Origin of the sequence: Streptomyces sp. NPDC096311 (assembly GCF_044763085.1) — a bacterium.
GTDB lineage: Bacteria > Actinomycetota > Actinomycetes > Streptomycetales > Streptomycetaceae > Streptomyces.
On the sequence record NZ_JBIWFN010000007.1, the window covers coordinates 303,665 to 329,193 of the forward strand.

Below are 25,529 nucleotides of genomic sequence, written 5' to 3' on the forward strand. Positions count from 1 at the left end.
GATCGCGGGCTTGGGGAGCGCCGCGGTCAGCGTGGCCCGGTCCGGTCCGCCGTCACGCGCAGGTACTCGATACCGGTGTCGAGCGCGGCCTTCAGGTGGGTCGAGTCACCCGTGGACATCATCACCGACACACCTCCCTGGACTCCGGCCAGCAGTGCGGCGGCCGTCGTGTCGACGTCGAGGGTGGGCGACACCAGGCCACGCGCCCGGAGCGCGCGCATGCCCTGGGCGAGTTGCTCCTGCCACTGACGCATCAGCTCGGCCACGATGGCCCGTGCGCCCGGCCGGGATCGCCCGACCTGGAGAAACAGGGACCCCAACGGGCATTGATCACCCTGGCGTTCATAGCGCTCCACGACCGCGTCCCGCCACTGGTACCAGGACTCCCAGGAGTCCAGGCTCCCCAGATGCGGCTGCTGGTCCTCCAGGACCCGGTCCGCCTCGAACTGCGCCACCGCCAGCAGTAGTTCGTCCTTGCCTTCGGGGAAGTAGTGAAAGAGCTGGCTCTTGCTCGTGCCGGTCCGGGCGCGGATGTCGTCGAGGGTGGTGAAGGCGACGCCCCTTTCGCGGAGCACCTCGGCGGCGCCCTCGATGATGCGGGCCTGCATGGCCCGGCCTTTCGTGGTCGGCGCGTGCGACATGGTGCGCTCCCTCCATCCCTGGACCGGCGTACTGAACCGACTCATTGGACTGGCTCACTGGACTTGGTCACTGCTGACTCACTGCTGACTGACTGGACCGATGAGTCCATTTTGCGTCCTCGCGGGCAGCCCGGACTGGACTTGCTGGTCCATTTTTGCCGATGCACAGTGGGTCGCGCGGTTCAGCCCCCTGGTGGACCGCCGTACGGAGCCGGTCGGGCTGCCCGGCCGCGGAGAGCGGGACGAGGGACCACATCATGGGTGAACGACTGCACAACAAGACCGCGCTCGTCACGGGGTCGACGAGCAACATCGGGCAGGCGATCGCCGAGGCGTTCGCCGCGGAGGGGGCCCATGTCATCGTGTCGGGGCGCGATCGGGAGCGGGCGGCCCGGGTCGTCGAAGGTATCCGCGCCGCCGACGGACGGGCCGATTTCCTCGTGGCGGATCTGGACGGCAGTGCCGGGGCCTCCCGGGACCTGGCCGAGCGGGCGCGCAGGTCCCTCGGCGGGCGCATCGACATCCTGGTCAACAACGCCGGTATCTACCCGGGTGGCGTGACCACCGCCACGGACGAGGAGACGTTCGACCGGGTCTACGCGGTGAACGTCAAGGCACCGTTCTTCCTGACCGCCGCCGTCGCACCGGCCATGGCGGAGGCCGGAGGGGGCAGCATCATCAACCTCGGGTCATGGGTCGCGCGCCTGGGTATTCCGGTCGGCGCGCTCTACAGCTCCACCAAGGGGGCCATGGAGACCCTCACCCGGGCATGGGCCGCGGAGTTCGGACCGCAGGGAGTACGGGTGAACGCCATCTCGCCGGGCGTGATCCTCCCCCGCACCGCGGAAGGGAGCGAAGCGCACCCCGGCGAGATCATGATGAAGGGGACACCGGCCGGCGAAGTCGGCAGCCCGGACGCCATCGCGCGCGCCGCCGTCTGGCTGGCCGGTGACGAGGCCTCCTTCGTGCACGGATCGGTGGTGGACGTCGACGGGGGCCGCGTGGGTGCCGCCGTCATCGCCGCGTGAGTCACCGCACGCGTTTCCCGTCGCTCCACGGCAAGGGCCTTCACGGACCGGCTTGATGTCCGTGGCCGGAGTCGCACGGGCGCTTTGTCGGGCACGACCAGGCCCCGGTCGGGCCCGGCATGCGCGGCGGACAAATGTTCGGGACCAGCATCGCGATCACCGGTTAAGCTCCCCCAGCGCGCGTCGGGCGCGGACCAACAAGGGGGGACATGACCGAGGATTTCGCCGAAGCCAAGCAGGGCCCGAACGCATGGGCCCAGGCCATCGCGGCGGTGGTGGTGGTCGGCGGACTGGGGGCCGGACTGTTGGTACTGCAGGGGGTCTCCGAGCAGAACTCCGGTGACAGGGGCCCGGCCACCTGCTCCTCCTCGAAGGCCACGAAGGACACCGGGTCGTCGAGGCACGTCTCCGGAGCCCAGCTGTGCACGGCGCTGAACCGCTCTGACCTGCCGGCGCTCCTCGGAACCCCGGCAGAGCAGGCGGAGACGGCCGGAGGCAACGAGAGCTCGGTCAAGCTCGCCGGCGGCACCGCGATCGCCACCCCCGAGGCCACTGTCACGCTGAAGACCTACTCGGTGAAGATCTCGGCGTCCTACGACCATCTCCCGGTCGCCCAGATGGCCGATCTCCTCAACACCGCGCAGAAGAGAACGGTCCTGGGACACCCGGCAGTCCTCTACTCGGACCGGACCATCGCCATCACCTTCAGCGGCGACGGCAAGACCGACACCGGCCCTGGCGGCATCGCCCGCAGCCTGCTGGTCGCCCAGGACTCGAAGGACGGCGGCGGCTCCTACGAGATCGCCATCTGGCGCCAGGACTCCGTCGTGCCCGACGATGCGGCACTGCTCAGCGTCGCCGAGAGCGTGCTGCCGACGATCCCGGGCTGGGTCAACGGCTGACCCGGCACGCACCGACCACGCCGAAGGCCGGCCCCCCTCTCTCTCAGGGTCTCCCCCTTCGACCAGGCGGCCGCCCTGCTCGGCGGGTCCCCGGCGAGCCTGGAACTGCCCGCGGCACACCCCGCGCCGGACACGGCACTTGATACCCGGGAGGGGCCGTTCCACCACCGGTCTTCATCGCAGGGTGAGCGGGGTCTCGGATGCGACGCGGGTCAGCTTCTCCGGGTTGCGGACGTAGTAGAGGCCGGTGATGCGGGCGTTCTCGACACGGATCGCCATGATGCCGTCGACCTCGCCGTCCAGGCGTAGGACGAGTGCCGGGTTGCCATTGACCACGGTGGGGTCACTGGTGAGCCTGCCTTCGGCCTTGCCGGTCCCGCCGACAATGAAGCGGACCACCTTCTCGGCACCGCTGATCGGCCGCGGCGCGGCCCGCTTGACGCCGCCGCCGTCGCTCACGAGGACGACCTCGGGGGCGAGCACGTCCATGAGGCCCTGCAAGTCCCTGGATTCGAACGCACGCTGGAACGACTCCAGAGCCGCCCGGATCCTGCCCGAGGGGACCACCTCGCGGGGGCGGCGGGCATCGACGTGCCGGCGTGCGCGATGTGCGATCTGGCGGACGGCCGCGGGGGTCTTGCCGACGGCGGCCGCGATCTCGTCGTAGCTGACGTCGAAGACCTCGCGCAGTACGAAGACCGCGCGCTCGGTCGGCGACAGCGTCTCCAGGACGAGCATCATCGCCATCGACACACTCTCGGCGAGTTCGACGTCCTCGGCCACGTCCGGCGTGGTGAGCAGCGGCTCGGGCAGCCAGGGGCCGACGTACACCTCCTTGCGGCGACTCATCGTGCGCAGCCGGTTGAGCGACTGCCGGGTTGTGATCCGGACCAGGTAGGCGCGCGGATCGCGTACCTGCCCCAAGTCGACCTTGACCCACCGCAACCAGGTCTCCTGGAGGACGTCTTCGGCGTCGACGGCCGATCCGAGCATCTCGTATGCCACGGTGAAGAGCAGGTTGCGGTGGGCGACGAACGTCTCGGTCGCCGTGTCGGTGACGTGGTCACTCATATCTCGCCCCCTCCCCTTCGCGGCCGGCGCCGGTCGCCGAAGTCCTTCAAGCGTGCATCCACAGCAAGATCCTTCTCATGTGTGATCGTCCATACCCGTGGATTTGTTGAGTGGTGATCAGGCGTCCCGGGCTCGAGGCGACGCCCTACGAGTGCCTGGCTACGCCGCCCGTTCGGCGGTGGCCGGCGCCGCGCCGCGCTTGGTCTGCAGCAGTTGCCGGCGCTTGGCGTCCTTGGCCCACCAGGTGCGCGCACCGGGCTTGCGTGCCTCGTATGCCAGTTGCCAGGGGATGCCCTTGCAGATGAGCTCCTTGATCTTCGCGCCTGGGCGGCCTCCGAGGGAGAACCCTTTCGCGGTGTCATCCCTGCCCGTGAGCTGAAAGACGCCGGCGCGACGGCCCAGACTGATGCACTGACTGACGAACCCGACCTCGATGGCCGCGGGCTGCTCTCCCGCGAGCCGGCTGAGCACTGTCTCGGCGGCCTGCGGGCCCAGCTGAACCGCGGCCTGGCAGCTCATCCGGAACGGCAGGTCCGACGGTGCCGCCGAGTCCCCGGCCGCGACGATGCGCACGTCGTCCACGCTCGTCAAGGTCTCGTCCGTGAGCAGGCGGCCCAAGGCGTCGGTGCTCAGTCCGCTGCGCGCGGCCAGGTCCGGCACACCGAATCCGGTGGTCCAGATCGTCACCTCGCTCGGCAGCTCGCGGCCGCCACTGAGCCGTACGGCATGACGAGTCACCGCCGTCACCTTCGCGTCGGGGCCTTCGAGCACGGTCACACCGAGTGCGGCCAGCCGCCTGGCGACCGAGCGCCGTCCCCGAGGGTGCAGGGCAGGGCCGAGCACCCCGCCGCAGACCAGGGTCACGGTGCGGCCCTCCTCCGCCAGTTCGGCGGCGGTCTCGATGCCGGTCGCACCGGCTCCGACGACGGTCACCGTGGCCGTTGTGGGCGCGGCGTCGACGACCGGCCGCAGCCGCCGGGCCTCCTCCAGGCCGGCGATCGGGTAGGCGAACTCGGCCGCCCCGGGCACCTGCGGGTCGGAACTGCCACTGCCCACCGCGTAGACCAGATAGTCGTAGCCGACCGTGCCGCCGGTCGCCAGTGTCACGCTGCGCTCGGCCGCGTCGATCCGGGTCACGGTGTCGACCACCAGCCGGACGCACTCGCTCAGGACCTTTCGGTAGTCGACGACCGCGTCGTGGGACCCGCCCACCAGTTGGTGCAGGCGGATCCGCTCGACGAAGGTCGGGCGCGGGTTGATCAGAGTCACTGTCACGTCGTCGCGCTGTGTCAGGCGATTGGCCGCCATGACGCCGGCGTATCCGCCGCCGATCACGACCACTTCGGTGTTCTCCGTCATGGTGTCTCCTTCGTTTCCGGGGGTTCGGCCTCAAGACACCGCGGAATCGATCGCCGTGACAGCATGTGAGGCAGGTCACTCCACAGACCCCGCTCGAACCGCGCCCAGCGGAACCGGAGGAGGAGGGGCAGTCGTCTCCTCAGCGGTCAAACTTGAGGAGTGTGCGCAGTGCGGATCTACATCAGCGCGGACATGGAGGGCGTCACGGGGCTCGTCGACGCCGACGACGTGCAGCCCGGCGGCCGGGACTACGAGCGTGGACGGTTGATGATGGCGGAGGACGTCAACGCCGCGATCCGGGGTGCCCTCGCAGCCGGCGCCACCGACATCACCGTCAACGATGCTCACGGACCGATGCGCAACATCCTTCCGGAAGCCCTGCACCCGGCGGCCCGCCTCATCCGCGGCAAGCCCAAGCACATGCTCATGCTCGAAGGTCTCGCGCCCGAGCACGATGCCATGGTCTGCGTCGGCTATCACTCGCGGGCCGGCGCGCTCGGGGTGCTGAGCCACAGCTTCATGGGCCACGAGATCGAAGACATCTGGCTGGACGGCCGGCCGGTGGGCGAGATCGGCCTGGCCCACGCCACCGCGGAGGCCATCGGCGTTCCGGTGGCGGTCCTCACCGGTGACGACTGCGCCTGCGCGGAGATGGCCGAATGGGACGCCTCCGTCACCACCGTGGCCGTGAAGAATGCGCGGGACAGATTCGCGGCGGATCTGCGACCTGCCGAGGAAGCACGTGCCGCGATCGAGGAGGCGGTCGCCTCCAGTCTGTCGGCGCAACGACCGGCCGCAGTGGTCCCGTTGGGCCCGTCCACGCTCACCGTCCGCTGGCAGTCGGCTTCAGTGGCCTCCACCCTCCTGGGAATTCCAGGGGTCACCTCGCCGGACACGCGGACCGTCCAGGCGCAGGGCACTCTGCCCAGCCTCTACCGGCTCTTCGGAGTGTGGATGCGAGTAGCGGCTTCCCTCACCAACCAGCCCCCGTACTGCTGACCCTTGGTGGCCGCCCGGGACCGCCTCGCACCCTTTACTCGGATGACTCGGATGACTCGGATTGCTTGTATTCGGCTTACTTGGATTCGACTCGTCCGAGCGGGTCGGCGTCGGCCGTCAGCGCGTCACGCGCCGCCTGCCAAGCGGAATCCCCGGGGTGGAGCGCTGTGCGGAGGTAGGCCCAGGTGAGCCGCTGGACCGCGGACACTCGGCCGGGGTTCTCGTCCGTGGTCTCGGCGACGTCGTATCCGGAAACCCCGCCGAGCCCGTGCTCCGCGTCGAACAGGGTGAGCAGGGACTTGGGGCCCGGGGAGAGGAAGTACGGATCGGCGTGCCAGTCCGGGCCCCGAACCGTCAGGTGGGTGGAGGCGTCCTTGTCGCCGGCGACCACGAGCGTGGGTGTCGTCATCTCGGAGAAGTCCATGGTCGAGAAGAACGAATAGTTCTCGGTCACGAACTCGGTGAGGGCATCGCCGCCCCTGCCGGGCGCGGCAAGCAGTACACCCGCCTTGATCCGGGGCTCGGCCAGGTTCACTTCCGTTCCGTCGTCCGGATCGGTGAGCCGGGCGCCGAGCAGCAGGCTTGCGGTGTGCCCGCCCATCGAGTGCCCGGCCACGGCGACCTTGTCGTGGTCCAGGCGCCCGAGGAGCTGCGGCACGGCGGCCTCGATCACGTCGAACTGGTCGAGGATGCGCGTCATGTCCTCGGCCCGTGAGCGCCAGTGCATCGGCCCTCCGAGGACAGCGGGATCCAGGCTCAGCGTCCTCGAGCTCAGGTGGGTGGGCTGGATCACGACGAAGCCGTGCGCCGCCCAGAAGTTGGCGAGGGGGGCGTAGCCGTTCAGCGAGGAGAGGTGGTTGGAGTACCCCTGGCCGTGCGAGAGGAGGATGACCGGCAGGTCGCTCCCGGTCACGGGCGCGGAGACGCGCACCTCCAGATCCACGGCCCGGCCGGGGGCCGGCAGCACTACGGGACTGACCGAGAGCACTGGTGTGGGCGGAACGAACGTGTGGGCCGGGTACGTCGATTCACTCATGATGCGTATTTCCCTTCCATGACCTCTGCTGCCGGTCTCATTCGGCTGACGGCGGGTGAGGCGGTCAGGCCCCGTCAGGGGCATCCGGCATCGGCTCCGCATCAAACGGAGCGTCGTTCCGCTTAAGATACGGAGCGACGCTCCGCTTTGTCAACGGCCGCCGGCGGAGAGCGGCGTGCTGAAGGTCCGTCACCCAACTGGACAGCGGGAAGAGGTGAAGGGACGAGGCCGTCAGGGCGCTGCGTTCCCTGGTCGAGCATGTCCGGCAGCACACCTCCGGCTCCGGCGCCTCGGCCGGCACCGGTGGGTTCGCGGTCACCGGCGGCGTCACCATGAAGGCCACCAACGGATCGGTTGTCGCCGGTGTGGTCAACGGAGGTGTGCGCGTGGACCCTCCGAAGCCGGGGCCGGTCCAGAACTGACCGCCCCGGCTCCTCACGTCCACGGCGCCGTAGCCGCGGCGCGTGCGTCGGAAGACTGCTGCACACGGCGGGCTTCGGCGCCGCCGGTGACAGCCGGACCCCGTACGTCACGGCCTCCCATGGCGCGGTGGCGGTCGGCCACGCCGACCATGTCACGTACATCCGCAAGCAGCGTGCACGCCGCCGCGGCAAGCGCCCGAGAGACCCAGGAAGGCTCGGGTGCCCGTGCTGGCGTCACCCCATCGATTACCAGGAATACTGTCGATTGGCAGACACGGCTCGACGATCGGAACCGTATGTCTCTCCTTGCCCGGCCCGCAGTGGCCTCCTTCGCCGCCCAGTCGATACAGCGCCTCGCCGTGGCGGCCGACCGGCGCCCGAGCGGCCGTGGTTCGGCGGCGGCCTCGCACGGCCGCTTCCCCGAGTTCTCGCGCTCCGTAAGCGAGTTGACGGTCCCGACCTCGGTCGCTCCGGCCCGGGTCGTGGTGTACCTGCCGACGTCCGAAAGTCCGCCGCCGCCGGTTCACGTCAACTTCCACGGTGGCGGGTACGTGTTGCCGCTGACGGAGATCGACGATCCGCTCTGCCGCTTCCTCGCCGCCGAGGCGGGGGTGGCCGTGGTCAACGTCGACTACGTCGTGGCCCCGCAGCACCCGTTCCCCGCCCCGCCCCGGCAGGCCTTCGAGGTCGTCCGGTGGATCGCCGAGCACGGCGTCGAGCACGGCTGGGACGGCAGCCGCCTGTCCGTGGGCGGACAGAGCGCCGGAGGCGGTCTCGCCGCGGCCGTCGCCCGCCAGGCACTCGAGGAGGGCGGGCCAGGTATCGCCCTGCAGGTCCTGCACTACCCGCCGCTGGACCTCGCGACGAGCGCCCGGGACAAGCGCGCCGCCATCGCCAAGCCGGTGCTGCGCCCCTGGATGGGAGAGATCTTCGACAGCTCGTACGTCCCCGACCCGCGCGTGCGCGCCGACCGGCTGGTGTCCCCCGCGGGCGCGGCCGACACCGCCGACCTCAAGGGCATCGCCCCGGCTCTGGTCGTCACGGCGGAGTACGACCTTCTCAGGGCGGAAGCCGTGCGCTACGCCGAACGTCTTCAGCGGGCGGACGCCCTCGTCGAGCATCACGACGTGCTCGGGGTCGATCACGGGTACGACGGCAAGGACGACAAGAAGGCCCTGGAGACCTACACCGTGATCGCCCGTCATGTACGGCGGGCCGTCAACCCCGAGGCCCGCGAGGCTGGTTGAGCGGCGCCGCACGCCGGGATGGGCCAGGCGGGCCGGAGGCGGTCGAGCGGGCGGGCCCGGGACGGACGAGGCGCCCGCCGCACGTCGGACGCCCCGACCACCCGCTCCTCCATCCCCCTCTCCATGGAGGTGACTGTCAGCCCTGCGAGCGGGCCTCGGGTGGCGTGATGCCCAACTTGTCAGCATTCTGCGTCAGTTCACGCCACACCTTCGCCGTCACGGGTACCCCCTTCTCGGCGCGCCGCACACTCAGGGCGGCACTGCCGGCGATGCGGGCGGCCAGTTCCTGCTGGCGGGGATTCATTTCCTCATCGATGAGAACGGGGAGCCTCATGGGGCCGATACCTGCCTTCTCTTTCCGGCGTGTCTCCGGCACGTACGGGGAAGCCGTGCGATTGACGGTCGAACACCTCTCGGCACAGGACCAGATGGGCTGAAGAGGGCCATGGGTGTCACTGGTCGTATCTGATCCGGACATGCCTGAGGCCGGGCCCGCCAGGTCCCGGCCTCAGGCATGTCGTCGCGGTCAGCCGGTGGTGGTCAGCTGCTGGGCGGCGTCGGGCTGCGGGGTCCGCCGGGGGCCGCGCAGGCCGGTGAGGGCGACGAAGACCGTGGCGAGCACGGCGGCGATGGCGAACGCCGTGAAGCCCCAGCTCTCGGACTTGGCCGCGACGAGTTGCCCGCCGAGCCACGGTCCGAACACGGCGCCGAAGCGGCCGATGCCGGAGACCCAGCCCACGGCGGTGGCGCGGTTGTCGTCGCTGGAGCGGCCGGCGACCGTCGCGTAGATCATGGCCTGGGCACTGAAGAGGAACAGGCCGGTCAGGAAGACCACGACGTAGGTGAGCGGCAGCGCCATGTGGATGCCGAGCAGATAGACGCCGAGGGCGGTGGCCGCGAACCAGACGGTGGCGACGCGCGCGCCGCCGAAGTGGTCGGAGAACCGGCCGGCGATCAGCATGCCCGCGATGCCGCCGAGGTTGATGACGATGACGAAGGACAGCGAGGAGCCGAGCTCGTAGCCCGCGCCACGCATCATGGTGGGCAGCCAGTTGCTGACGCCGTAGACGAGCAGCAGGCCGCAGAACGAGGCCAGCCAGAACAGCAGCGTGGTGCGCCACAGGCCGCCGCGGAACAGGGCGCCCACGGCGCTCCAGCGGTCCCCGGCCGCGGGGCGCTCCGCTGCGACGCCGGGGAGTTCGACGTCGTAGCGCTCGGCGAGCTCGCGGGCTTCCCCTGTGCGTCCCTTGGCGATCAGGAAGTTCAGGGACTCGGGGAGGTACCTGGCGATCAGCGGGACGCCGATGAGCAGCGGGACCACGCAGATCCCGTAGGCGACGCGCCACTGGCCGGTGCCGGTGGTCCACAGTCCGACGAAGCCCGCCAGGATGCCGCCGGCCTGGTGGGCGGTCATCAGCGTGCCGACTATCAGCGCACGGCGGCCTCGCGGGGCGTACTCGGCGACCATCGTGATCGTGGTGGGGAGCAGACCGCCGAGTCCGAGACCCGCGATGAACCGGCCGAGTCCGAAGACACCGAGGCTGGGGGCGACGGCGCAGAGGGCGGACGCGAGCGAGAAGACCGCCGTGCAGGTGATGATCACCTTCTTGCGGCCGATCCAGTCGGTGACCGTACCCGCGGACAGCGCGCCGATCAGCATGCCGAAGGTGGCGTAACTGCCCAGGTCGCCGGCCTGGGACGGCTGGAGCCCCAGGGCGTGCTCGGCGAGCATGTTGGGCAGCACGGAGCCGTAGACGAACATGTCGAGGCCGTCGAAGAGCACGACCAGCCAGCACAGGCCGACGACCAGCGTGGCCAGTCCGGTCCCGCGGGCGCGCAGGTCTGGGGAGGGAGACATCATTGTTTCCTCTCGTCCGGGAGCAGTGTCCCTGGAGGGGATGAGTGAGGCGGGTCGGTGCGGCTCGAGCGGCCTGACCCGATGGTGCGCACGACGCTAGGGTTCCCGTTCCCGAAGTGTCAACGCTTTTGTCAACAATCTCAGGAACAATCCAGCCGGCGGTTCCGAGAGGCTACATCAGGAGAGAAACAGCAGGTGAAACGGCCATGGGCGGCACACAGCCGTGTGCCGCCCTGCCTGTTTCGCTGACTTGTTCTCAGTGGTCCGCGGCTTCTCAGTGGTCCGCGGCCGGGTCCAGCGGCGGTGTGCCATGGGTGTGGAAGGACTCGATGGTCTTCAGACCCCACGCCTGCCCCTTGGCACGCTCGGCCTGGGTCCACGTGATCAGGGGCCAGTCGGGGGCCAGTACGAGACGGGTGAGCGGGTTGCACAACTCGATGCGGTTGCCGCCCGGCTCGTAGACGTAGAGGAAGAACGTCTGCTGGATGGCGTGCTTGTGCGGGCCCGTCTCGATGAACACACCGGTGTCGAGGGCGAGGTCGGCGGCGCGCAGAATGTCCTCGCGGGTGTCGGTGGCGAACGCGATGTGGTGCAGCCGCCCGCACGAGCCCGTCCAGTCCTCGGTGTAGACGACGTCGTAGGACTTGTTCGTGAACGTCAGCCACTTCGCGGCGATCCGGCCGCCGTCGAGCTGGATCTGCTCGGTCGGCCGGGCGCCCAGGAGGTGCTGGTGGAAGTCGGCGTTGGCGGCGACATCGGCGGCCAGGTAGTTCACATGGTCCAGGCGGCGTACGCCCACCCCGTGACCGGGCTTGGCCTGGGGCTGGTTCTTCAGCCCCGGCTTCAGCTCGTCCGGGGCCTGGTACCACTCGGACTCCCAGTACAGGGCCAGTTCGTGGCCGTCGGGGTCGGCGGTGACGTACAGCGGGCCGAGGCCCGGCTCGTCCTCGGTCCACCGGCCCCGGTGACCGGCGGCCTCCAGTTCCTTGACCCTCCGCTGCAGGGCCTCCTCGCTGGAGGCGCGCAGGGCCGTGCGGCGCAGACCTGAGGTCTGGTGCGCGGTGAGGACGAGGCTGTGGTGCTCGTAGTCGTCCCAGGTCCGCAGATAGACCGAGTCACCGCTGCGGCCGTTGACCGTCAGACCGAGGTAGTCGGTGAAGAACCGCAGACTTCCGTCCAGGTCCGGGGTGAGCAGTTCGACGTGCCCGAGGTGGGCGATGTCGCCGAGGGGCGGGGCCATGCGGGCCTCCTTAAGGGTGAAGTGCGGCTCCGGCCGGCCGGGGGAAGACCGTACCGTCGAAGATCTTGCGTGCGGTGCGGACGACGGCGGTACGGCGGGCCACGGGGGCGACCCCCGACATGCCGTCGTCGATCTCGCTCTCGATGTCGAGGAATCCGGTGGGATGCTCGATGCGCAGCCGTCCGCCGTTCTCCGGCAGACGGGCGACGTCCTGGCCGACGCCGCCGTGGAGGCGCAGCCCGGCGGCGACACTGGCGGCACCCAGGACGCCGATGGCGGTGTGGCAGCGGACCGGGATGAACGTGCGGGTCATGACCGCGCCGCCGTTCGTGGGCGGTGCCAGCAGGCTGAGCTTGGGCACGGTCGTCTCGCTGACGTCACCCAGGCCCATCAGCAGGCCCGCCTCCAGGCGGATCCGCTGGAGCCGGTCGTGCAGGGTCAGGTCCTCCTCCAGGTCCCGCGGCCTTTCGTAGCCGGTGACCTGCAGGGAGGCGGCGGCGATCAGCACGGTCGGCATGCCGTTGTCCACACAGGTCACCGGCGTGTCCGCGACGATGTCCCGGGCGTGCCCGGTGGGCAGCAGGGGGTTGCTGCCCCGCTCGAACTCGATCACCACGGGTGCGGCGGTGCCCGGCACGCCCGAGATCTCGGCCGGCCCCGCGTAGGAGACACGCCGGTCCGGCGTGGGGAAGGTGGCGGTGGCGTGGTCACCGCTGTTGACCATCCGGATCCGTACCGAGGTGTGCCCGTCCCGGGCGGCGACCAGACCGCGTTCGACGGCGAACGGGCCGACCCCCGCAAGGAGGTTGCCGCAGTTCTGCCGGTCGGAGACCTCGGCCCGGTCCACTCCCACCTGGAGGAAGAGGTAGTCGACCTCCGCGTCAGGGCTCTGGGAGCGGGAGACCACCGCGACCTTGCTGGTGAGCGGGTGCGCTCCGCCGAGTCCGTCGATCTGCCGGGGGTCGGGGCTGCCCATGACCCGCAGCAGCAGGTCGTCGCGCGCCCCGGCGTCGGCCGGCAGGTCCTCGGCCAGGAAGTAGGCGCCCTTCGAGGTCCCGCCGCGCATGAGCATGCAGCGCAGCTCCTCGCCGGTGCTCATGACGGGGAACCGTTGTGTTCGTACTCGTCGTAGGCCTGGTACCGCACCCCGAGCCGTACGAGGGTCTCGCGCAGGCCGTAGCGGTCCAGGCCCAACTGGCCCTGCGCGAAGGCGGCCCGGGAGGCATCCTCCTTGGCGGTGCGCGCCTCGGCCGCCTTGACGGCCGTACCGGCCCGCTCACGGGGTACGCAGACCACGCCGTCGTCGTCGGCGACGATGACGTCACCGGGGCGGACGACCTGGCCGCCGAGCACGACGGGTACGTTCACCGAGCCGGCCGTGGCCTTGACCGTGCCCTGGGCGCAGACGGCCCTCGACCAGACAGGGAAGCCCATGGCACGCAGGTCGGCGGTGTCGCGCACCCCGGCGTCGATGATCAGACCGCGCACCCCGCGGTACTGGAGGGCGGTGGCGAAGAGGTCGCCGAACATGCCGTCGGTGGAGGGCGAGGTGGTGGTCACGACGAGGATGTCGCCCTCGCGGCACTGCTCGACCGCCGCGTGGATCATGAGGTTGTCGCCGGGCCAGCACAGCGCGGTGACCGCGGTGCCCGCGATGCGCACGTCCTGCTGGACGGGCCGGAACCCGGGACCGAGACTGCCGGTTCGGCCCATGCCCTCGTGGACGGTGGCCACCCCGTAGCCGCCGAGTGCCTCGACGTCCTCGGCATGGGCGCGCGGCGGGTTGGTGACGATCAGGCCGCTCATGCCAGTTCCTCCGTGACCTGCGGGTAGGGACGCATGTAGGCCTCGCCGTAGGTGGCGTGGGGCAGGCCGAGGTTGGGGCCCGCGTTGCGCTTGAGCTGTACGCCGCGCCGCTTGCCCAGGTCGGTGTAGTAGTCCCACAGGTGCTGCTGGGCGGCGAGGCACTCCATGGCCTTGCGCTTGGTCTCCCAGACCGGGGTGATGTCGAGGAGGACCTCGGGCCGGAAGCCGCACATCTCCGGTTGGTGCGGCTCGAAGAAGAACACCGGCGGGGCTCCGATGATCTCGCCCTCGGAGGGATAGCCGATGGCCTGGGCGAGGACGCGGGCGTCCAGGGCCATGCGGGCGGCCGCCGGGTGGTCACCGTTGTAGGGATCGTCCAGGGGGTGGGTCAGGACCACGTCGGGCTGGGTGTCGCGGTAGATGCGTACGAGCTGGTCGGTCAGCTCCTGAGTGACGAGCAGGGGGTAGTCGCCGGCGTCGAGGAAGCGCACCCTGGCGCCCAGGGTCGAGGCCGCCGCCTCGGCCTCGGCACGGCGGATCTCCTTGATCTCCTCCAGCGACTTGCCCTCGCGCCAGGCTTTGGCGGACTCACCGCGCTCCCCGTAGGTGAGGCACGCGATGGTCACCTTCTCTCCACGGGAGGCGGCCAGGGCGATGGCTCCCCCGGCCCGCCAGACGAAGTCCCCGGCATGCGCGGTGATGACAAGTGTCGATCGTGGGGTGGTGGGCGCCTTGCCGTGCGTCATTGCTCACATCTCCTTGGTGGACAGGCCGGATGCCCCACCTCCGCGACGTCATTGGCGCAGCGCGTCGATGACTCCCGCGAGGTGGGTACGGACGGCCGCTTCGGCCGCCCGCGGGTCCCGGGCCCTGATCGACTCGATCATGGCCAGGTGCTCACTCAGTGACTGTTGGGGGCGCCCCGGTCTCAGCGCGAGCTGGAAACGGTGGCGCACCAGCTGCCCGTTGAGCCGCTCCAGCAGCCCCACGGCGACCTGCTGGCCGGAGAACTCCCTGATCCGGTCGTGCAGTTCGTGGTTGAGCCGGGAGTAGACCAGCGGCTCGCCGCCCGCGACCGCCTTGGACATCGCCGTGCCCAGGTCGGTCAGCTGGTCCAGCTGGTCCTCGCTCGCCTCGACGGCCGCCTTGGCCGCGCAGAGGCCCTCCAGGACCATCCGGCACTCGGTGATGGCCACCGCTTCCTCGACCGTCACCACCCGCACCCGCGAGCCGCGGTTGCGGATCCGCTCGACCAGTCCCTCCGACTCCAGCTCGATCAGCGCCGCCCGGACGCTGGCCCGCGTGACACCGAACTGCTCGGCGAGTTCGTTCTCCACCAGCCGCTGAGCCGGTGCCATGTCGCCGTGCAGAATCGCCTGCCGCAGATGCACCAGTGCGTGCTGCTTGGCCTGCTCGCCGGTGCCTGGACGGGCTTCCTTCGGCATCGCGCCCTCCCTGAGTGAGTGCCTGTCGAACCTAAATCCAGTCCAACAAGATTGTCAACAATTTTGTTCTCTATGTTGCCGACACGTCCTGTCGACGGTCTGACCATCCGCCGCCACAGGGCTCCGACCAGCCCCGAGCGTCCCACGGCCAGTCGGCGGTGACAGTCGCCCGGCCAGGCAGGTGTCGATCTCCGCACAGGGCGACGCCACTGCCCCATCTCCCGGGCCGGGCAAGGGCGCGACGCCCACTCAACGGACGCCGAGCACGTCGGCGGCCCGAGGACAGAACCGTCGAGGATCCGCCGCGGCGAATGCCAACTCGACGTCGCCTCCGCTTCCTTCAGCGGATCGGGCCGAGCGCACGCCGCGCGCCGCGCAGGCCGAAGGCGGCGGCCGGGACCGCCCCGACCAGCCCCGATCTGGGCGGGCGTCAGTCGCCCAACGCCAAAAAGAAGTAAAGGGAGTTGCCTGCGACGCCATGACCCACATCCCGCACTCCCGGGGCCCACCCGCTGCGCTTGACTTCATTGTCCAGATATGCGTAGGTTGGGTACGGGTTGAACAGAAAACAGACGTTTTGCCTGGCGAGAAGACAAACAATCTCAGCATCCCGACCGACTACATCCCGACCGACGACAACCCGGTCGTCGGTTAACTGACGGACGGGCGCCCCGCCGCGGGGTTCGCTGCTCAGCAGCCCAGGTGGGCCCGATACCGCGCGATCAGCGCGTGAGTCGGCGGACGGCAACTCCCGTCACATTCAACGCCGATGTACCGGACCCTCATCGCGAACGTCTCAGTGCCTCACTGGTGCCGACGTCACCGCGGCCGTGCAGGGCAAGGACCTGTCTACGCTCCCGGGAAGGGAAAGCACCATGCGGATCATCACTTCAAGGACGTTCCGGCTGGTCGCCAGCCTGTTCGCCGCTCTGGCCCTGGCGTTCGGCACAGCCGGCATCGCCAGCGCGGCCAGTTCCCACTCGGATCACTCCTCCGGCTACTCCTACAGCTCGAACGACGGCGGAGGCCACGGAGGCGGCGGCTACGGCGGCGGTGGTGACCACGGTGGTGGCGGAGACCACGGCGGCGGCGGAGACCACGGCGGCGGCGGCGGAGACCACGGCGGCGGTGGCGGCGGACACGGCGGCGGCGGTGGCGGACACGGCGGCGGTGGCGGCGGCCACGGCGGCGGTGGCGGCGGCCACGGCGGCGGCGGTGGCGGCGGCCACGGCGGCGGCGGTGGCGGCGGCCACGGCGGCGGCGGTGGCGGCGGCGGCCACTGACCTCAGTGGTCGCAACTGACATCTGAAGATTGACGGCCCGTCATCTCGCCAAAGACGACTGGTCTTCTCCGAACGGTCCCGCGTCGCGCCAGCGACACGGGACCGTTCGGCGTGCGGCCGTACGACCTGCGCTGGCGGTCGTCCCCGGTCCCCGGTACCGCCGCGACAGAACCGATCGGGGGCGTGATGACGGCTGGTGCGCGGCACATGACGCTGAGCGACGTCGCCGCGGCGAGCGGCGTCTCGCGGGCGACCGTGAGCTTCGTACGCAACAACGATCCGCACCAGACCATCTCGCCGACCACGAGCGAACGCGTACGCCAGGCCGCACGCGTCCTCGGGTACGTACCGCACGGCATCGCGCGAGCGCTGCGCGAGGGCTCCTCCCGCATCGTCGTCCTCAACGTCGACTGGGGCCTTGAGGGCAACTACTCGCGCAGTTACATCCGGGGCCTCGACGACGAACTCGCCGCGCACGACCATGTGCTGCTCGTCCGGCACGGCCATGGCGCGCCGCACGCGACGCAGCAGGTCCTCGACATGATCGCACCCCGGGCCGTGCTCCGGTTCGCCTCGCATCTCACCGGCCACGAGCCCGGGGCGGCGGGCGACTGGCGTGCGGGGTTCGCCACGAACGCCGCCCTGCAGATCCGGCATCTCGAACGCCGCCCTGCAGATCCGACATCTCGCCGACCGCGGCCATGCGCACCACGCGATGGCGTTGCCCGACCACGACTCCCCGCTGCTGGAAGTGCGGCTGCGCCTCGCCCGGGAGACCGTGAGCACGCTGGGGCTCGCCCCGCTGACCTCCTTCGTCGTGCCCCGTCCGAGGACGGCAGGCACCAGCGCCGTCAGGACCTTCCTCGCCGCGCACGGGACCGTGACGGCGGTCGCGGCCTTCGACGACGACATCGCCCTGCGCACCCTGACCACCCTGCACGACCTGGGACTTGCCGCACCCGACGACCTGGCCGTGATCGGCTTCGACGACACGGAATACGGCGCCCTCGTCACACCCCCGCTGACCACCGTCCGTATCGATGCCGAAGTGCACGGCCGCCTCGCCGCCCGCGCCGCGCTCGGCCTCGATCTCGCCGGGCTCAGCCCCGAGCGCGGGCGGATCATCGCGCGCGGCTCGGCGTGACACCGGCGGGCAGCACGGCGCACCCGTTGCGCCCCGACGTCGACTACACGGCTCGGCGATAGAGCTCCGTCAGGAGTTCGATGGCGGCGGGGGCGGCGGGGTGCGGGTCGTCCCGCCACCAGGCGAGCCGCACCGCGATGGGCTCGGCGTCACGCACCGCCCGGTAGACGACACCGGGGCGCGGGTACTGGTGCGCGGTGGACTCGGGCGTCATGCCCACACAGCGCCCCGTGGAGATCGCGGTGAGCCACTCGTCGACATCGTGGGTGTCCCTGGTCACCGGGCGGGAGTCGGTCGGGAACAGCTCCGTGGTGGTGGTGCCGGTCCTGCGGTCGATCAGCAGGACGCGCCCGCCGAGGTCGGCGAGTCGCACCGAGCGGCGTCCGGCCAGCGGATCGTCGGCGGCCAGGGCGCACAGCCGCCGTTCCAGCCCCACGATCGCGGAGTCGAACCGCCGGTCGTCCAGGGGGCTGCGCACCACGGCCGCGTCGCAGGCTCCCTCGGCGAGGCCGGCGGTGGCGGAGTTGACACGCACGAGCCGCAGTTCCGTCTCGGGGTGCACCCGCGCCCAGTCGCGCTGAAAGGCCAGGGTGTGACGGCCGAGCGCGGACCAGGCGTACCCGATCCGCAGCGAGGCGCGACCCGACGTGGCCTCCTGGACGAGGTCGGCCACCTCGCCGAGTACCCGCCGGGCATGCGCCAGCACCCGCAGTCCCGTCGCCGTCGGGGTGACCTCGCGGGAGGTGCGCCGCAGCAGCCGCACCCCGAGGACGCGCTCGAGCGAGGCCAGTGTGCGCGACACGGCGGCCTGGGAGATCCCGAGCGCGATGGCGGCGTCGGTGAAGGTGCCCTCGTCGACGATCGCGACGAGACAGCGCAACTGCCGCAGCTCCACATTCACGACGGAGGCGTGCTTGACGACGGCATCCGTGACGGATGCGTCCGAGACGGATACGTCCTTGCCCAAAGCGTCCTCGACGGAGCCGCCCTTGCCGGAAGCGTCCTCGGCTGAAGGATCCATGACTCAAGCGTATAGATGGATCGGCTGATGCATTTTGCGCAAGAGTCCAGGCCTCCCAGCATCGAGACATGCACGCACCCTCCGCACGCCCGGCAGCACCCGCGCGTCGCACTCCCCCGGCGCCCACGGCCCCGAAGCCGGACGGCACGCGACTGGCCGGCGTGGTCACGATGGTCGGCAGTGGCCTGTCCAACCAGACCGGTGCCGCGATCGGCTCCCTGGCCTTCCCCGTCCTCGGCCCCGTCGGTGTGGTCGCGGTGCGTCAGTACGTCGCCGCGGTCGTCCTGCTGGCAGTGGGCCGCCCCCGGCTGCGGACGTTCACCTGGGGGCAGTGGTGGCCGGTCGTGCTGCTGGCGCTGGTGTTCGGGACCATGAACCTGTCCCTCTACACGGCGATCGACCGCATCGGCCTGGGGCTGGCGGTGACGCTCGAATTCCTGGGCCCGCTCAGCATCGCGCTGGCCGCCTCCCGCCGCCGCCTGGACGCGTGCTGTGCGGTGATCGCCGCCGCGGGTGTCGTCACGCTGATGCGTCCGCGCCCCTCCGCCGACTTCCTCGGAATGGGCCTCGCGCTGCTGGCCGCCGGCTGCTGGGCGTCGTACATCCTGCTCAACCGCACCGTCGGCCGCCGCGTCCCCGGGGCGGCGGGGTCCGCTGCCGCCGCCGGGCTCTCCGCCGTACTGTTCCTGCCGGTCGGCGTCGCCGTCGCGGTCCGGCATCCTCCGACGCCGGCGGCGGTCGGCTGCGCCGTGGCCGCCGGTGTGCTGTCCTCCGCGGTGCCGTGCCTCGCGGACCTGTTCACCCTGCGCCGCGTCCCGGCCCCGGCCTTCGGCCTCTTCATGAGCGTCAATCCCGTCCTGGCCGGTCTGGTCGGGTGGATCGTCCTCGGTCAGAGCCTGGACTGGACGGAGTGGACGGGCATCGGTGCCGTCGTCGCGGCCAACGTGCTCGGCATTCTGGCGGCACGAAGTTGACGGACACTTCACGGACCTGACGGAAATCCGAGCAACGGACGTCCCCAGAAGAACGTTTCGGCGAAAACGCCAGACCGCGCCACCCCTTCCGCCACATAGAAATATCTACCAGCATGAACACGCCGGGTCGGCGCCCAGGTGCGGGTTTCCGCATCTGAGTGCGCCACTCCACGCCTGGTCAGACGGTCTGCGAATGTCCTGGAGTTGGTCATGCCGGATGTGATGTGGATGCAAGGTGTCGAGTGGCTCGCGGCAGCCGCCTCGGACCCCCGGGCCTGCAAGCGCGAGTGGGATCAGGGGTCGGGGACCGTGCTCATGGAGGCCGGGCGGTTCTGGGACGTGCTCAGCGTTCCCGAGCAACTCGGGCTGCTCGCCCTGGACATCCTGTGGAACGACCCACTGCGCGCCCCCGGCCCCACCCTGGTGGACACCGCGTCCCGGAGAGTGGGCTTCTTCCTGCCGCCGGACCCGGCCAGCCGCTGGGTCGGCTCCGGACTCCGCCACGCGGGCAAGGGCTCGTGGGTCGCCGTACCACCTCCGTACCGCGCCGCGCGATTCCTGGAATGGCTCATTCCGCCCGACGGGACCGGAGCCCTGCATGCCGCGGTCCCCCTGGAACTGGCGTTGCAGCGGGCCAACGGGACGCTCGCCGTCCTGGCTCCCCCGCCCGGAGGGTGACCGGCACTCCGCGGCAGCGCGCGCAGGAGTTCACCAGCCCAGCAGGCCACGGGGTACGGGGACGGCGGGTACGGGGACGGCGGACACGGTCCCGGATTCGGCGGGTACCGGTCCAGCGGTCTTCTCCTCCCGCCTCTCCGCCCTGGAGTCGACCGGCCACGCCACGCCCTCGAAGGGGCTGGAGGCGGCGAAGGAGGCCCACAGCACCGCGACCACCTCGCGGTGCTCCGGAACCACCCGGCCCTTGGCCCGCCACTCCGCGACCAGTTGGGCGTAGATCGGCGGGTGGCCCAGACGCCCGTCCGTCAGCTCGGCGTAGGGCCGGCCCGCGAGGCCCTGCTTCGGACGGCGCCGCTGGGCCGTGTGAGTGCTGTCCATGTCGGAGCAACGGCGGTGCGTGCGCCGGTGGTACGCACCCGTGGTACCGCTCACCGAGTCGGGTGAACGCGCCGCCCGTTCGGAGCCATGACCCTGTCCGACAAGCATCTTCACCCATCAACTTCATCCGTAAACTTCACGCATCGCCTTCACGCATCAACGCGGTCGCACCGAGCATGGTCACGCCGAGCGTGGAGCGGGTCAGCTCCGCGCGCCGGGAGCGACAGCCGCCTCCGGTTCCGTACGCGCGGAGTCGGCGTCCGCGCGGGCCGAGGCGGAGAGCCGGCCGGCACGCTGGACCGGCACGAGGAGGGCGGCCAGCGCCGCGGCCAGGCAGAGCAGGGCGAGCAGGGTGAAGCCGTGGGTGTATCCCGAGCCGTAGGGAAGGCCCGAGGACTGGAGCCGGCCGGTCACCAGAACGCTGGTCACGGCCGCGCCGATGGACCCGCCGATGGTGCGGATGTTGGCGTTCATCCCGGTCGCGGCGCCGGTCTGCTCGGGCGGCACGCTGCCGACGATCAGGTTGGCCATCGAGGCGAAGGCGAGTCCGATGCCGAGGCCGAAGATGCCCGCGGCGAAGGCCACTTGCCACTGCTGGTCGTGCCACAGGGCGAGGAAGCCGCAGGCGACCGCACCGAGCGCGGCACCGGTCGTGAGCAGCTTCTTGGCTCCGAGGACGGGCTCCAGCCGACCACTGAGCACGCCCGAACAGAACATGGCGAGCAGCATCGGCAGCATGAGCAGTCCGGCCGCGGTGACACTGGCGCCGAAGCCGTATCCGGCGGAGCTCGGGGTCTGCACGAAGCCGGGGAGGAAGGACCAGATCGCGTACATGCCCGCGCCGAACAGGAGCGCGGCGGTGTTGGTGGTCCACACCGCGGGCAGCCGCATGACGCGCAGGTCGATCAGCGGGGTGCGGGAGCGCGCCTCGGCCAGCAGCCACAGCGCGAAGAGCAGGACGGCGGCGACGAACAGCCCGATCACGCGGGCCGATCCCCAGCCCCACTGGCCCGCCTGGCTGAGCGGAAGCAGCAGCGCGACCAGCCAGCCCGACAGCAGGACGGCACCGAGCCAACTGACGCGTCCCTCGGCCCGGCTCGGGGATTCGGGGACGTAGCGCAGGGCGATCAGTGTGGTGACCGCGACGACGCCGACGGGCAGCCAGAACAGCCAGCGGTAGTCGAGCGCGGACACGATGGGACCGGCCGCCACCAGTCCGACGCCGCCGCCCGCGGCGATCACGGCGGACAGGTTGCTGATGCTGGGGCCGACCTCGGCCGCCGTGAACTCGTCCCGGATGATGCCGAAGGAGAGCGGGAACAGCGCACCGCCTATGCCCTGGACGACCCGGGCGACGATCAGGACGCCGATGTTCGGCGCGAGCGCGGCGAGCAGACAGCCGAGCGTCACGGTCACGAGGACGGCGACGAGGGTGCGCTTCTTGCCGATCAGGTCGCCGACCCGGCCGAGGATCGGGGTGAAGACCGAGGCGGACAGCAGGTAGGCCGTCATCACCCAGGTCACGGTGGACTGCGAGGTGTTCAGGGCGTGCTGGACGGTCGGCAGGGCCGGTGCGATCAGCGACTGGAGCATGGAGAACACGCCCGCACCGGTCGCGAGGACCGCGAAGGTGAGGCGGGTGGACTTCGTGGGCATGAAATGCCTCTCCGAACGGAGCGGAACGGAACGGAACGGATCAGAGAACGGAACACGGAACAGAGCAGGCGCAACGGCCGCTCAAGGAGCGGAGGCGGGCTGCGTACGGCCCGTTCGAGGTCACAGGGGGTACGAGCGCGTCGACGGTGCGTGCGGACGCACGACACCACGGGGAACGCACCCCCGACTGCTAAAGTGGAGGTATGCCTCCACCATAACGGAGGTGACCCTCCGCTTCAACTTCTTCTCGGCCGGGAGGCACCAAGTGACGGCTCAGCCGTTCCCCATCGGCGGGATCGTGGCGTCCCGGCGCCCGCACCGCAAAGACGCCGCACGCAACTACGACGCTCTGCTGGCCGCCGCACGCGAGGCCTTCGCGGAACACGGCGCGGAGGCGTCCCTGGAGGACATCGCCCGGCGCGCGGGCGTGGGCATCGGCACCCTCTACCGGAACTTCCCCACCCGCCGCCACCTCTTCGAGAGCGTGTACGCGGACGAGGTGAACACCCTGTGCCAGGCGGCCCTGGGACTCGCCGAGCGGGAGCCCTGGGAGGCGCTGACCTCGTGGCTGCGGCGGTTCGTGGACTACACCGTGACCAAACGGGCCATCCGTGAGGCGCTCGACAACGAGTCGGAGATCTTCCTGACCTGCCGGGACTCGATGTACCAGGCGGGCGGCCCGCTGTTCGAGCGGGCGCAGAAGGCCGGCGAGGCGCGCGCGGACATGGGCTTTGACGACCTGCTGCGCATGGTCGCCGGGATCACCTCGACGAACTTCCTCGACGACACCCAGCGCGACCGGGTCCTCACGGTGGCCCTTGACGGCGTGCGCGCCGCGCGCTGACATCAGCCCGGGGCAGGCAGGAGGGACCCCTCCCCCTTCCTGAACCCCGTCGCCCACACCACACTTACCCTCCAGTAATATCTTGCGGCAGTCCCCTGGAGGAGGAACCGTGCCCCGGTCGGAACGCTCAGCCCTGTTGCTCGCCGGCCTGCTGGCCACCGCGGGTGTCGGTCACTTCGCGTCGCCACGGCAGTTCGACGCGACCATTCCGCGGGCGCTGCCGGGGACACCCCGGACCTGGACGTACGCGAGCGGTGTCGCCGAACTGGCGCTGGCCGCCGGGGTGGCGGTGCCCCGTACCCGCCGGGTGGCCGCGCTGGCCGCCGCGGCCTTCTTCGTCGGGGTGTTCCCCGCCAACGTCCAGATGGCCGTGGACTGGCGCCGTCGTCCCGCCCCGCAGAAGGCCGCGGCGATCGCGCGACTCCCCTTGCAGGTGCCCCTTGTACTGTGGGCACGCAGCGTTGCCAATGGTGGGAAGGGTCAGTCATGACGCGTGGTGTGGATGTGGGCGACAAGGTCGAGGAATTCGCCCTGCCCGACGAGACCGGCACGGAGCGCAAGCTGACCGAGCTGCTCGGCGAGGGACCGGTCGTGCTGTTCTTCTACCCCGCGGCCCTCTCCCCCGGCTGCACCACCGAGGCGTGCCACTTCCGCGATCTGGCCGCCGAGTTCACCGCCGCCGGCGGGCGGCCGGTCGGTATCAGTGGCGACGCGGTCGACAAGCAGCAGGAGTTCGCCGGGCGTCACACGCTCGGATACCCGCTGCTGTCCGATGTCGACGGCACGGTTCGCGAGCGGTTCGGAGTGAAGCGCGGCTTCTCCCTGGCACCCACGAAGCGGGTCACCTTCGTCATCGCGCAGGACCGCACCGTCCTGGAGGTGGTGCGCAGCGAACTACGGATGAGCGCCCACGCGGACCGGGCCCTCGCCGCGCTGCGGGCCCATCAGGGCTGACCTTCGACTCCCAGCGGCGGCCGGATCGTCCTGCCTCGACCCGGCGCGCCCGCGTCACTCGCCCGTGGCCGGCGGGCCGACGACATGAAGGTCGTAGGCGCCCACCAGGCCGACAGCGGCGTCCAGGCCGAGGGACGCGGGCAGTTCACCGGCAAAGGCCACCGGCGTGCCGTTGCGGGTGAACCACTCCGCGACCCCGGTGGGCACCGAGGTCACGAGCAGACGGGATTCCGGGCTGCGCACGACATGGCGGCGCGGGACGCCGCGCGGGCCGAAAGCGATGTCGCCCGGGCCCAGGTCGTAGCGCTGCTCTCCGACGAAGAAGGTGATCTCACCTTCGAGTACGGCCCAGATCTCGTCGTCATGGGCGTCCACGTGCATGCTGATCCTTCGCTCGGCGAGGCGGTCGGGCGGGGCCTCGTCCATTGTGCGAAGCGGTGGCCCGAGGAGGCTTCAGTCAGCTGACTGGTCCGCCCGCCTCAGCCGCGGGTCAGCACTGCGCCGAGGCCGGAAGATCGGCCCGCTCGTCACCGCGGAGGTACAGGGCGCTGACCCAGCCGTTGCCGATGCCGGGGCCGTCGGAGAGATAGATCCAGATGTGGCTGGTGGAACCGTGGTCGACGACCGTCTCGCCGGACAGCCAGCAGAAGGCGGAGTAGCTGTACCCGGCCCGCAGCCTGCCGATCACGGGGTTGCCGTTGCCCGGGCCGGAACGGATCGGCGCGTCGACGCCGGGCACGACGGTGTACGTCTCGAAGGCGGCCTGCCGCGTGAGGCCGGCCGGCGCCGAGGCCGAGGCGGTTCCCGCGCTCAGCAGGCCGCACCCGAGCACGGCTCCGGCGAGGACGGCGACGGACTTGCGTCGGATGCTCATGGATGAACTCCCTGGCACGGAGGGACGATCGCGGTGAATTCCGGTGAGTTCCGCTGCCTTCAGCACTGGGCGGAGGCCGGCAGATTCGCGTACTGGTCGCCCTTGAAATAGACGGCGCTGCTGAATCCGTCGGCGAATCCGATCCAGATGTCGTTCGTGTAGCCGTGGTCCGTGATGGTCTGCCCGTGGGTCCAGCAGTACGCGGTGTAGGACTGACCGGCGGTCAGGGTGGCCAGGGCGGCGCTGTCCTTCTTCGGCAGCTGGCGGACCTTGACGTTCTCGTAGGGCACGACGGTGTACGCCTGCTCGGCGGGTGTCGCGGGCGCGGCAGGTGCGGCGGCGGCAAGGCCCGCCGGGACGAGGAAGGCGAGCGTCGCGGCGCACGTGGTGATGACGGCCGGAATACGGCGCATGAGGAATTCCCCCTGTGTGTGGTGTTTCGCTTTCGACCACCGCCACAGTGGGCGCCGAGTGAGCACGGCGGCAATGCCCTTCAACGGTGTTCGAAGTGAGCGCACGGCCGCGGAAGATGGAGCGCTGGTGTACTGCCGTGGTCCCTTCGGTGGTCGGCGGGCGTCCATATGCCCGAGTCCATGATCTTGCTCCCTGTGGGGCCGGCGCAGTGGTTACGCTCCCCAGCGGACGGATCCGATGGGGGCGGGACGGCGG

General features: G+C 70.6%; 28 protein-coding genes and 1 pseudogene. 12 read left to right on the forward strand and 17 right to left on the reverse strand.

What is annotated here, in order from left to right:
* Positions 1 to 26: 26 nt before the first annotated feature.
* Positions 27 to 641 (reverse strand): TetR/AcrR family transcriptional regulator, encoded by a 615-nt coding sequence (locus tag ACIRA5_RS20200; RefSeq protein WP_403692448.1) that lies wholly within the window; start codon positions 639 to 641, stop codon positions 27 to 29.
* A gap of 257 nt (positions 642 to 898) precedes the next feature.
* Between ACIRA5_RS20200 and ACIRA5_RS20205 the strand changes: the two genes are divergently transcribed.
* Positions 899 to 1,669 (forward strand): SDR family NAD(P)-dependent oxidoreductase, encoded by a 771-nt coding sequence (locus tag ACIRA5_RS20205; protein ID WP_403692451.1) that lies wholly within the window; start codon positions 899 to 901, stop codon positions 1,667 to 1,669.
* Between the two features lie 209 nt (positions 1,670 to 1,878).
* A complete protein-coding gene (locus tag ACIRA5_RS20210) occupies positions 1,879 to 2,571 on the forward strand; it encodes a DUF6215 domain-containing protein (RefSeq protein WP_403692454.1) in 693 nt (230 codons plus the stop codon).
* A gap of 174 nt (positions 2,572 to 2,745) precedes the next feature.
* On the opposite strand, the gene ACIRA5_RS20215 is transcribed toward ACIRA5_RS20210, so the two are convergent.
* Both ACIRA5_RS20215 and ACIRA5_RS20220 read right to left on the reverse strand, forming a co-directional pair.
* Complete coding sequence (locus tag ACIRA5_RS20215) at positions 2,746 to 3,642, reverse strand: RNA polymerase sigma-70 factor (protein ID WP_403692457.1); 897 nt, start codon at positions 3,640 to 3,642, stop codon at positions 2,746 to 2,748.
* Positions 3,643 to 3,801: 159 nt separating this feature from the next.
* The gene (locus ACIRA5_RS20220) at positions 3,802 to 5,001 is read right to left on the reverse strand and encodes an NAD(P)/FAD-dependent oxidoreductase (protein WP_403692460.1); all 1,200 of its coding nucleotides are present in this window, start codon (positions 4,999 to 5,001) and stop codon (positions 3,802 to 3,804) included.
* Between the two features lie 168 nt (positions 5,002 to 5,169).
* Here ACIRA5_RS20220 and ACIRA5_RS20225 point away from each other — a divergent pair, with 168 nt between their 5' ends.
* A complete protein-coding gene (locus ACIRA5_RS20225; protein ID WP_403692463.1) occupies positions 5,170 to 6,000 on the forward strand; it encodes a M55 family metallopeptidase in 831 nt (276 codons plus the stop codon).
* A gap of 76 nt (positions 6,001 to 6,076) precedes the next feature.
* Here ACIRA5_RS20225 and ACIRA5_RS20230 read toward each other — a convergent pair whose 3' ends face one another.
* Positions 6,077 to 7,036 carry an alpha/beta hydrolase family protein gene (locus ACIRA5_RS20230; RefSeq protein ID WP_403692465.1) on the reverse strand — a complete coding sequence of 320 codons (960 nt, stop codon included), beginning with the start codon at positions 7,034 to 7,036 and terminating at the stop codon, positions 6,077 to 6,079.
* A 718-nt stretch (positions 7,037 to 7,754) separates the two neighbouring features.
* On the opposite strand from ACIRA5_RS20230, the gene ACIRA5_RS20235 reads away from it, so the two are divergent.
* A complete protein-coding gene (locus tag ACIRA5_RS20235; RefSeq protein WP_403692467.1) occupies positions 7,755 to 8,705 on the forward strand; it encodes an alpha/beta hydrolase fold domain-containing protein in 951 nt (316 codons plus the stop codon).
* 136 nt (positions 8,706 to 8,841) lie between these two features.
* On the opposite strand, the gene ACIRA5_RS20240 is transcribed toward ACIRA5_RS20235, so the two are convergent.
* The 7 genes from ACIRA5_RS20240 to ACIRA5_RS20270 all read right to left on the reverse strand — a co-directional run bounded on the left by ACIRA5_RS20240 (position 8,842) and on the right by ACIRA5_RS20270 (position 15,054).
* Positions 8,842 to 9,039 carry a hypothetical protein gene (locus ACIRA5_RS20240; protein WP_403692469.1) on the reverse strand — a complete coding sequence of 66 codons (198 nt, stop codon included), beginning with the start codon at positions 9,037 to 9,039 and terminating at the stop codon, positions 8,842 to 8,844.
* Between the two features lie 192 nt (positions 9,040 to 9,231).
* The gene (locus tag ACIRA5_RS20245) at positions 9,232 to 10,563 is read right to left on the reverse strand and encodes an MFS transporter (protein WP_403692471.1); all 1,332 of its coding nucleotides are present in this window, start codon (positions 10,561 to 10,563) and stop codon (positions 9,232 to 9,234) included.
* Positions 10,564 to 10,837: 274 nt separating this feature from the next.
* Entirely contained in the window at positions 10,838 to 11,803 is a 966-nt protein-coding gene (locus tag ACIRA5_RS20250; protein WP_403692474.1) for a catechol 2,3-dioxygenase, read from the reverse strand.
* Between the two features lie 10 nt (positions 11,804 to 11,813).
* The gene (locus ACIRA5_RS20255; protein ID WP_403692476.1) at positions 11,814 to 12,902 is read right to left on the reverse strand and encodes a 4-oxalomesaconate tautomerase; all 1,089 of its coding nucleotides are present in this window, start codon (positions 12,900 to 12,902) and stop codon (positions 11,814 to 11,816) included.
* Positions 12,899 to 13,609 (reverse strand): 4-carboxy-4-hydroxy-2-oxoadipate aldolase/oxaloacetate decarboxylase, encoded by a 711-nt coding sequence (locus ACIRA5_RS20260; protein ID WP_403692479.1) that lies wholly within the window; start codon positions 13,607 to 13,609, stop codon positions 12,899 to 12,901. Before ACIRA5_RS20260 ends, ACIRA5_RS20255 begins: the two co-directional genes overlap by 4 nt.
* The gene (locus ACIRA5_RS20265) at positions 13,606 to 14,355 is read right to left on the reverse strand and encodes a PIG-L deacetylase family protein (protein ID WP_352047154.1); all 750 of its coding nucleotides are present in this window, start codon (positions 14,353 to 14,355) and stop codon (positions 13,606 to 13,608) included. Before ACIRA5_RS20265 ends, ACIRA5_RS20260 begins: the two co-directional genes overlap by 4 nt.
* Before the next feature lie 48 nt (positions 14,356 to 14,403).
* Positions 14,404 to 15,054, reverse strand: coding sequence for a GntR family transcriptional regulator (locus ACIRA5_RS20270; RefSeq protein ID WP_403692481.1), 651 nt, complete (start codon positions 15,052 to 15,054; stop codon positions 14,404 to 14,406).
* A 1,056-nt stretch (positions 15,055 to 16,110) separates the two neighbouring features.
* On the opposite strand from ACIRA5_RS20270, the gene ACIRA5_RS20275 reads away from it, so the two are divergent.
* The 3 genes and pseudogenes from ACIRA5_RS20275 (at position 16,111) to ACIRA5_RS20285 (ending at position 17,481) form a co-directional block, all read left to right on the forward strand.
* Positions 16,111 to 16,356 carry a hypothetical protein gene (locus ACIRA5_RS20275; RefSeq protein WP_403692484.1) on the forward strand — a complete coding sequence of 82 codons (246 nt, stop codon included), beginning with the start codon at positions 16,111 to 16,113 and terminating at the stop codon, positions 16,354 to 16,356.
* A gap of 188 nt (positions 16,357 to 16,544) precedes the next feature.
* Positions 16,545 to 16,628: pseudogene (locus tag ACIRA5_RS20280) on the forward strand (LacI family DNA-binding transcriptional regulator); the annotation flags it as partial.
* 424 nt (positions 16,629 to 17,052) lie between these two features.
* Positions 17,053 to 17,481 (forward strand): substrate-binding domain-containing protein, encoded by a 429-nt coding sequence (locus ACIRA5_RS20285; protein ID WP_403692486.1) that lies wholly within the window; start codon positions 17,053 to 17,055, stop codon positions 17,479 to 17,481.
* 43 nt (positions 17,482 to 17,524) lie between these two features.
* Here the strand turns inward: ACIRA5_RS20285 and ACIRA5_RS20290 are convergent, their stop codons facing one another.
* On the reverse strand, positions 17,525 to 18,382 hold the full coding sequence (locus ACIRA5_RS20290) for a LysR family transcriptional regulator (RefSeq protein ID WP_403692755.1): 858 nt from the start codon (positions 18,380 to 18,382) through the stop codon (positions 17,525 to 17,527).
* A 188-nt stretch (positions 18,383 to 18,570) separates the two neighbouring features.
* Here ACIRA5_RS20290 and ACIRA5_RS20295 point away from each other — a divergent pair, with 188 nt between their 5' ends.
* Together ACIRA5_RS20295 and ACIRA5_RS20300 are read left to right on the forward strand one after the other, a co-directional pair.
* Entirely contained in the window at positions 18,571 to 19,476 is a 906-nt protein-coding gene (locus ACIRA5_RS20295) for an EamA family transporter (protein WP_403692487.1), read from the forward strand.
* A gap of 210 nt (positions 19,477 to 19,686) precedes the next feature.
* Positions 19,687 to 20,154 (forward strand): hypothetical protein, encoded by a 468-nt coding sequence (locus tag ACIRA5_RS20300; RefSeq protein WP_403692489.1) that lies wholly within the window; start codon positions 19,687 to 19,689, stop codon positions 20,152 to 20,154.
* 30 nt (positions 20,155 to 20,184) lie between these two features.
* On the opposite strand, the gene ACIRA5_RS20305 is transcribed toward ACIRA5_RS20300, so the two are convergent.
* Both ACIRA5_RS20305 and ACIRA5_RS20310 read right to left on the reverse strand, forming a co-directional pair.
* Positions 20,185 to 20,532: a hypothetical protein gene (locus ACIRA5_RS20305; protein ID WP_403692491.1), complete on the reverse strand. Its 348-nt coding sequence runs from the start codon at positions 20,530 to 20,532 to the stop codon at positions 20,185 to 20,187.
* Between the two features lie 201 nt (positions 20,533 to 20,733).
* Positions 20,734 to 22,188, reverse strand: coding sequence for an MFS transporter (locus tag ACIRA5_RS20310; protein WP_403692494.1), 1,455 nt, complete (start codon positions 22,186 to 22,188; stop codon positions 20,734 to 20,736).
* A 265-nt stretch (positions 22,189 to 22,453) separates the two neighbouring features.
* Between ACIRA5_RS20310 and ACIRA5_RS20315 the strand changes: the two genes are divergently transcribed.
* The 3 genes from ACIRA5_RS20315 (at position 22,454) to ACIRA5_RS20325 (ending at position 23,986) form a co-directional block, all read left to right on the forward strand.
* Complete coding sequence (locus tag ACIRA5_RS20315) at positions 22,454 to 23,032, forward strand: TetR/AcrR family transcriptional regulator (protein WP_403692758.1); 579 nt, start codon at positions 22,454 to 22,456, stop codon at positions 23,030 to 23,032.
* A 109-nt stretch (positions 23,033 to 23,141) separates the two neighbouring features.
* A complete protein-coding gene (locus ACIRA5_RS20320; protein ID WP_403692496.1) occupies positions 23,142 to 23,522 on the forward strand; it encodes a MauE/DoxX family redox-associated membrane protein in 381 nt (126 codons plus the stop codon).
* The gene (locus tag ACIRA5_RS20325; protein ID WP_403692498.1) at positions 23,519 to 23,986 is read left to right on the forward strand and encodes a peroxiredoxin; all 468 of its coding nucleotides are present in this window, start codon (positions 23,519 to 23,521) and stop codon (positions 23,984 to 23,986) included. The genes ACIRA5_RS20320 and ACIRA5_RS20325 overlap by 4 nt, the downstream gene beginning before the upstream one ends.
* 54 nt (positions 23,987 to 24,040) lie before the next feature.
* Here the strand turns inward: ACIRA5_RS20325 and ACIRA5_RS20330 are convergent, their stop codons facing one another.
* The 3 genes from ACIRA5_RS20330 to ACIRA5_RS20340 all read right to left on the reverse strand — a co-directional run bounded on the left by ACIRA5_RS20330 (position 24,041) and on the right by ACIRA5_RS20340 (position 25,273).
* Positions 24,041 to 24,412 carry a cupin domain-containing protein gene (locus ACIRA5_RS20330; RefSeq protein ID WP_403692500.1) on the reverse strand — a complete coding sequence of 124 codons (372 nt, stop codon included), beginning with the start codon at positions 24,410 to 24,412 and terminating at the stop codon, positions 24,041 to 24,043.
* A 64-nt stretch (positions 24,413 to 24,476) separates the two neighbouring features.
* On the reverse strand, positions 24,477 to 24,860 hold the full coding sequence (locus ACIRA5_RS20335) for an SH3 domain-containing protein (protein ID WP_403692502.1): 384 nt from the start codon (positions 24,858 to 24,860) through the stop codon (positions 24,477 to 24,479).
* 59 nt (positions 24,861 to 24,919) lie between these two features.
* The gene (locus ACIRA5_RS20340; protein WP_403692504.1) at positions 24,920 to 25,273 is read right to left on the reverse strand and encodes an SH3 domain-containing protein; all 354 of its coding nucleotides are present in this window, start codon (positions 25,271 to 25,273) and stop codon (positions 24,920 to 24,922) included.
* Positions 25,274 to 25,529 lie beyond the last annotated feature (256 nt).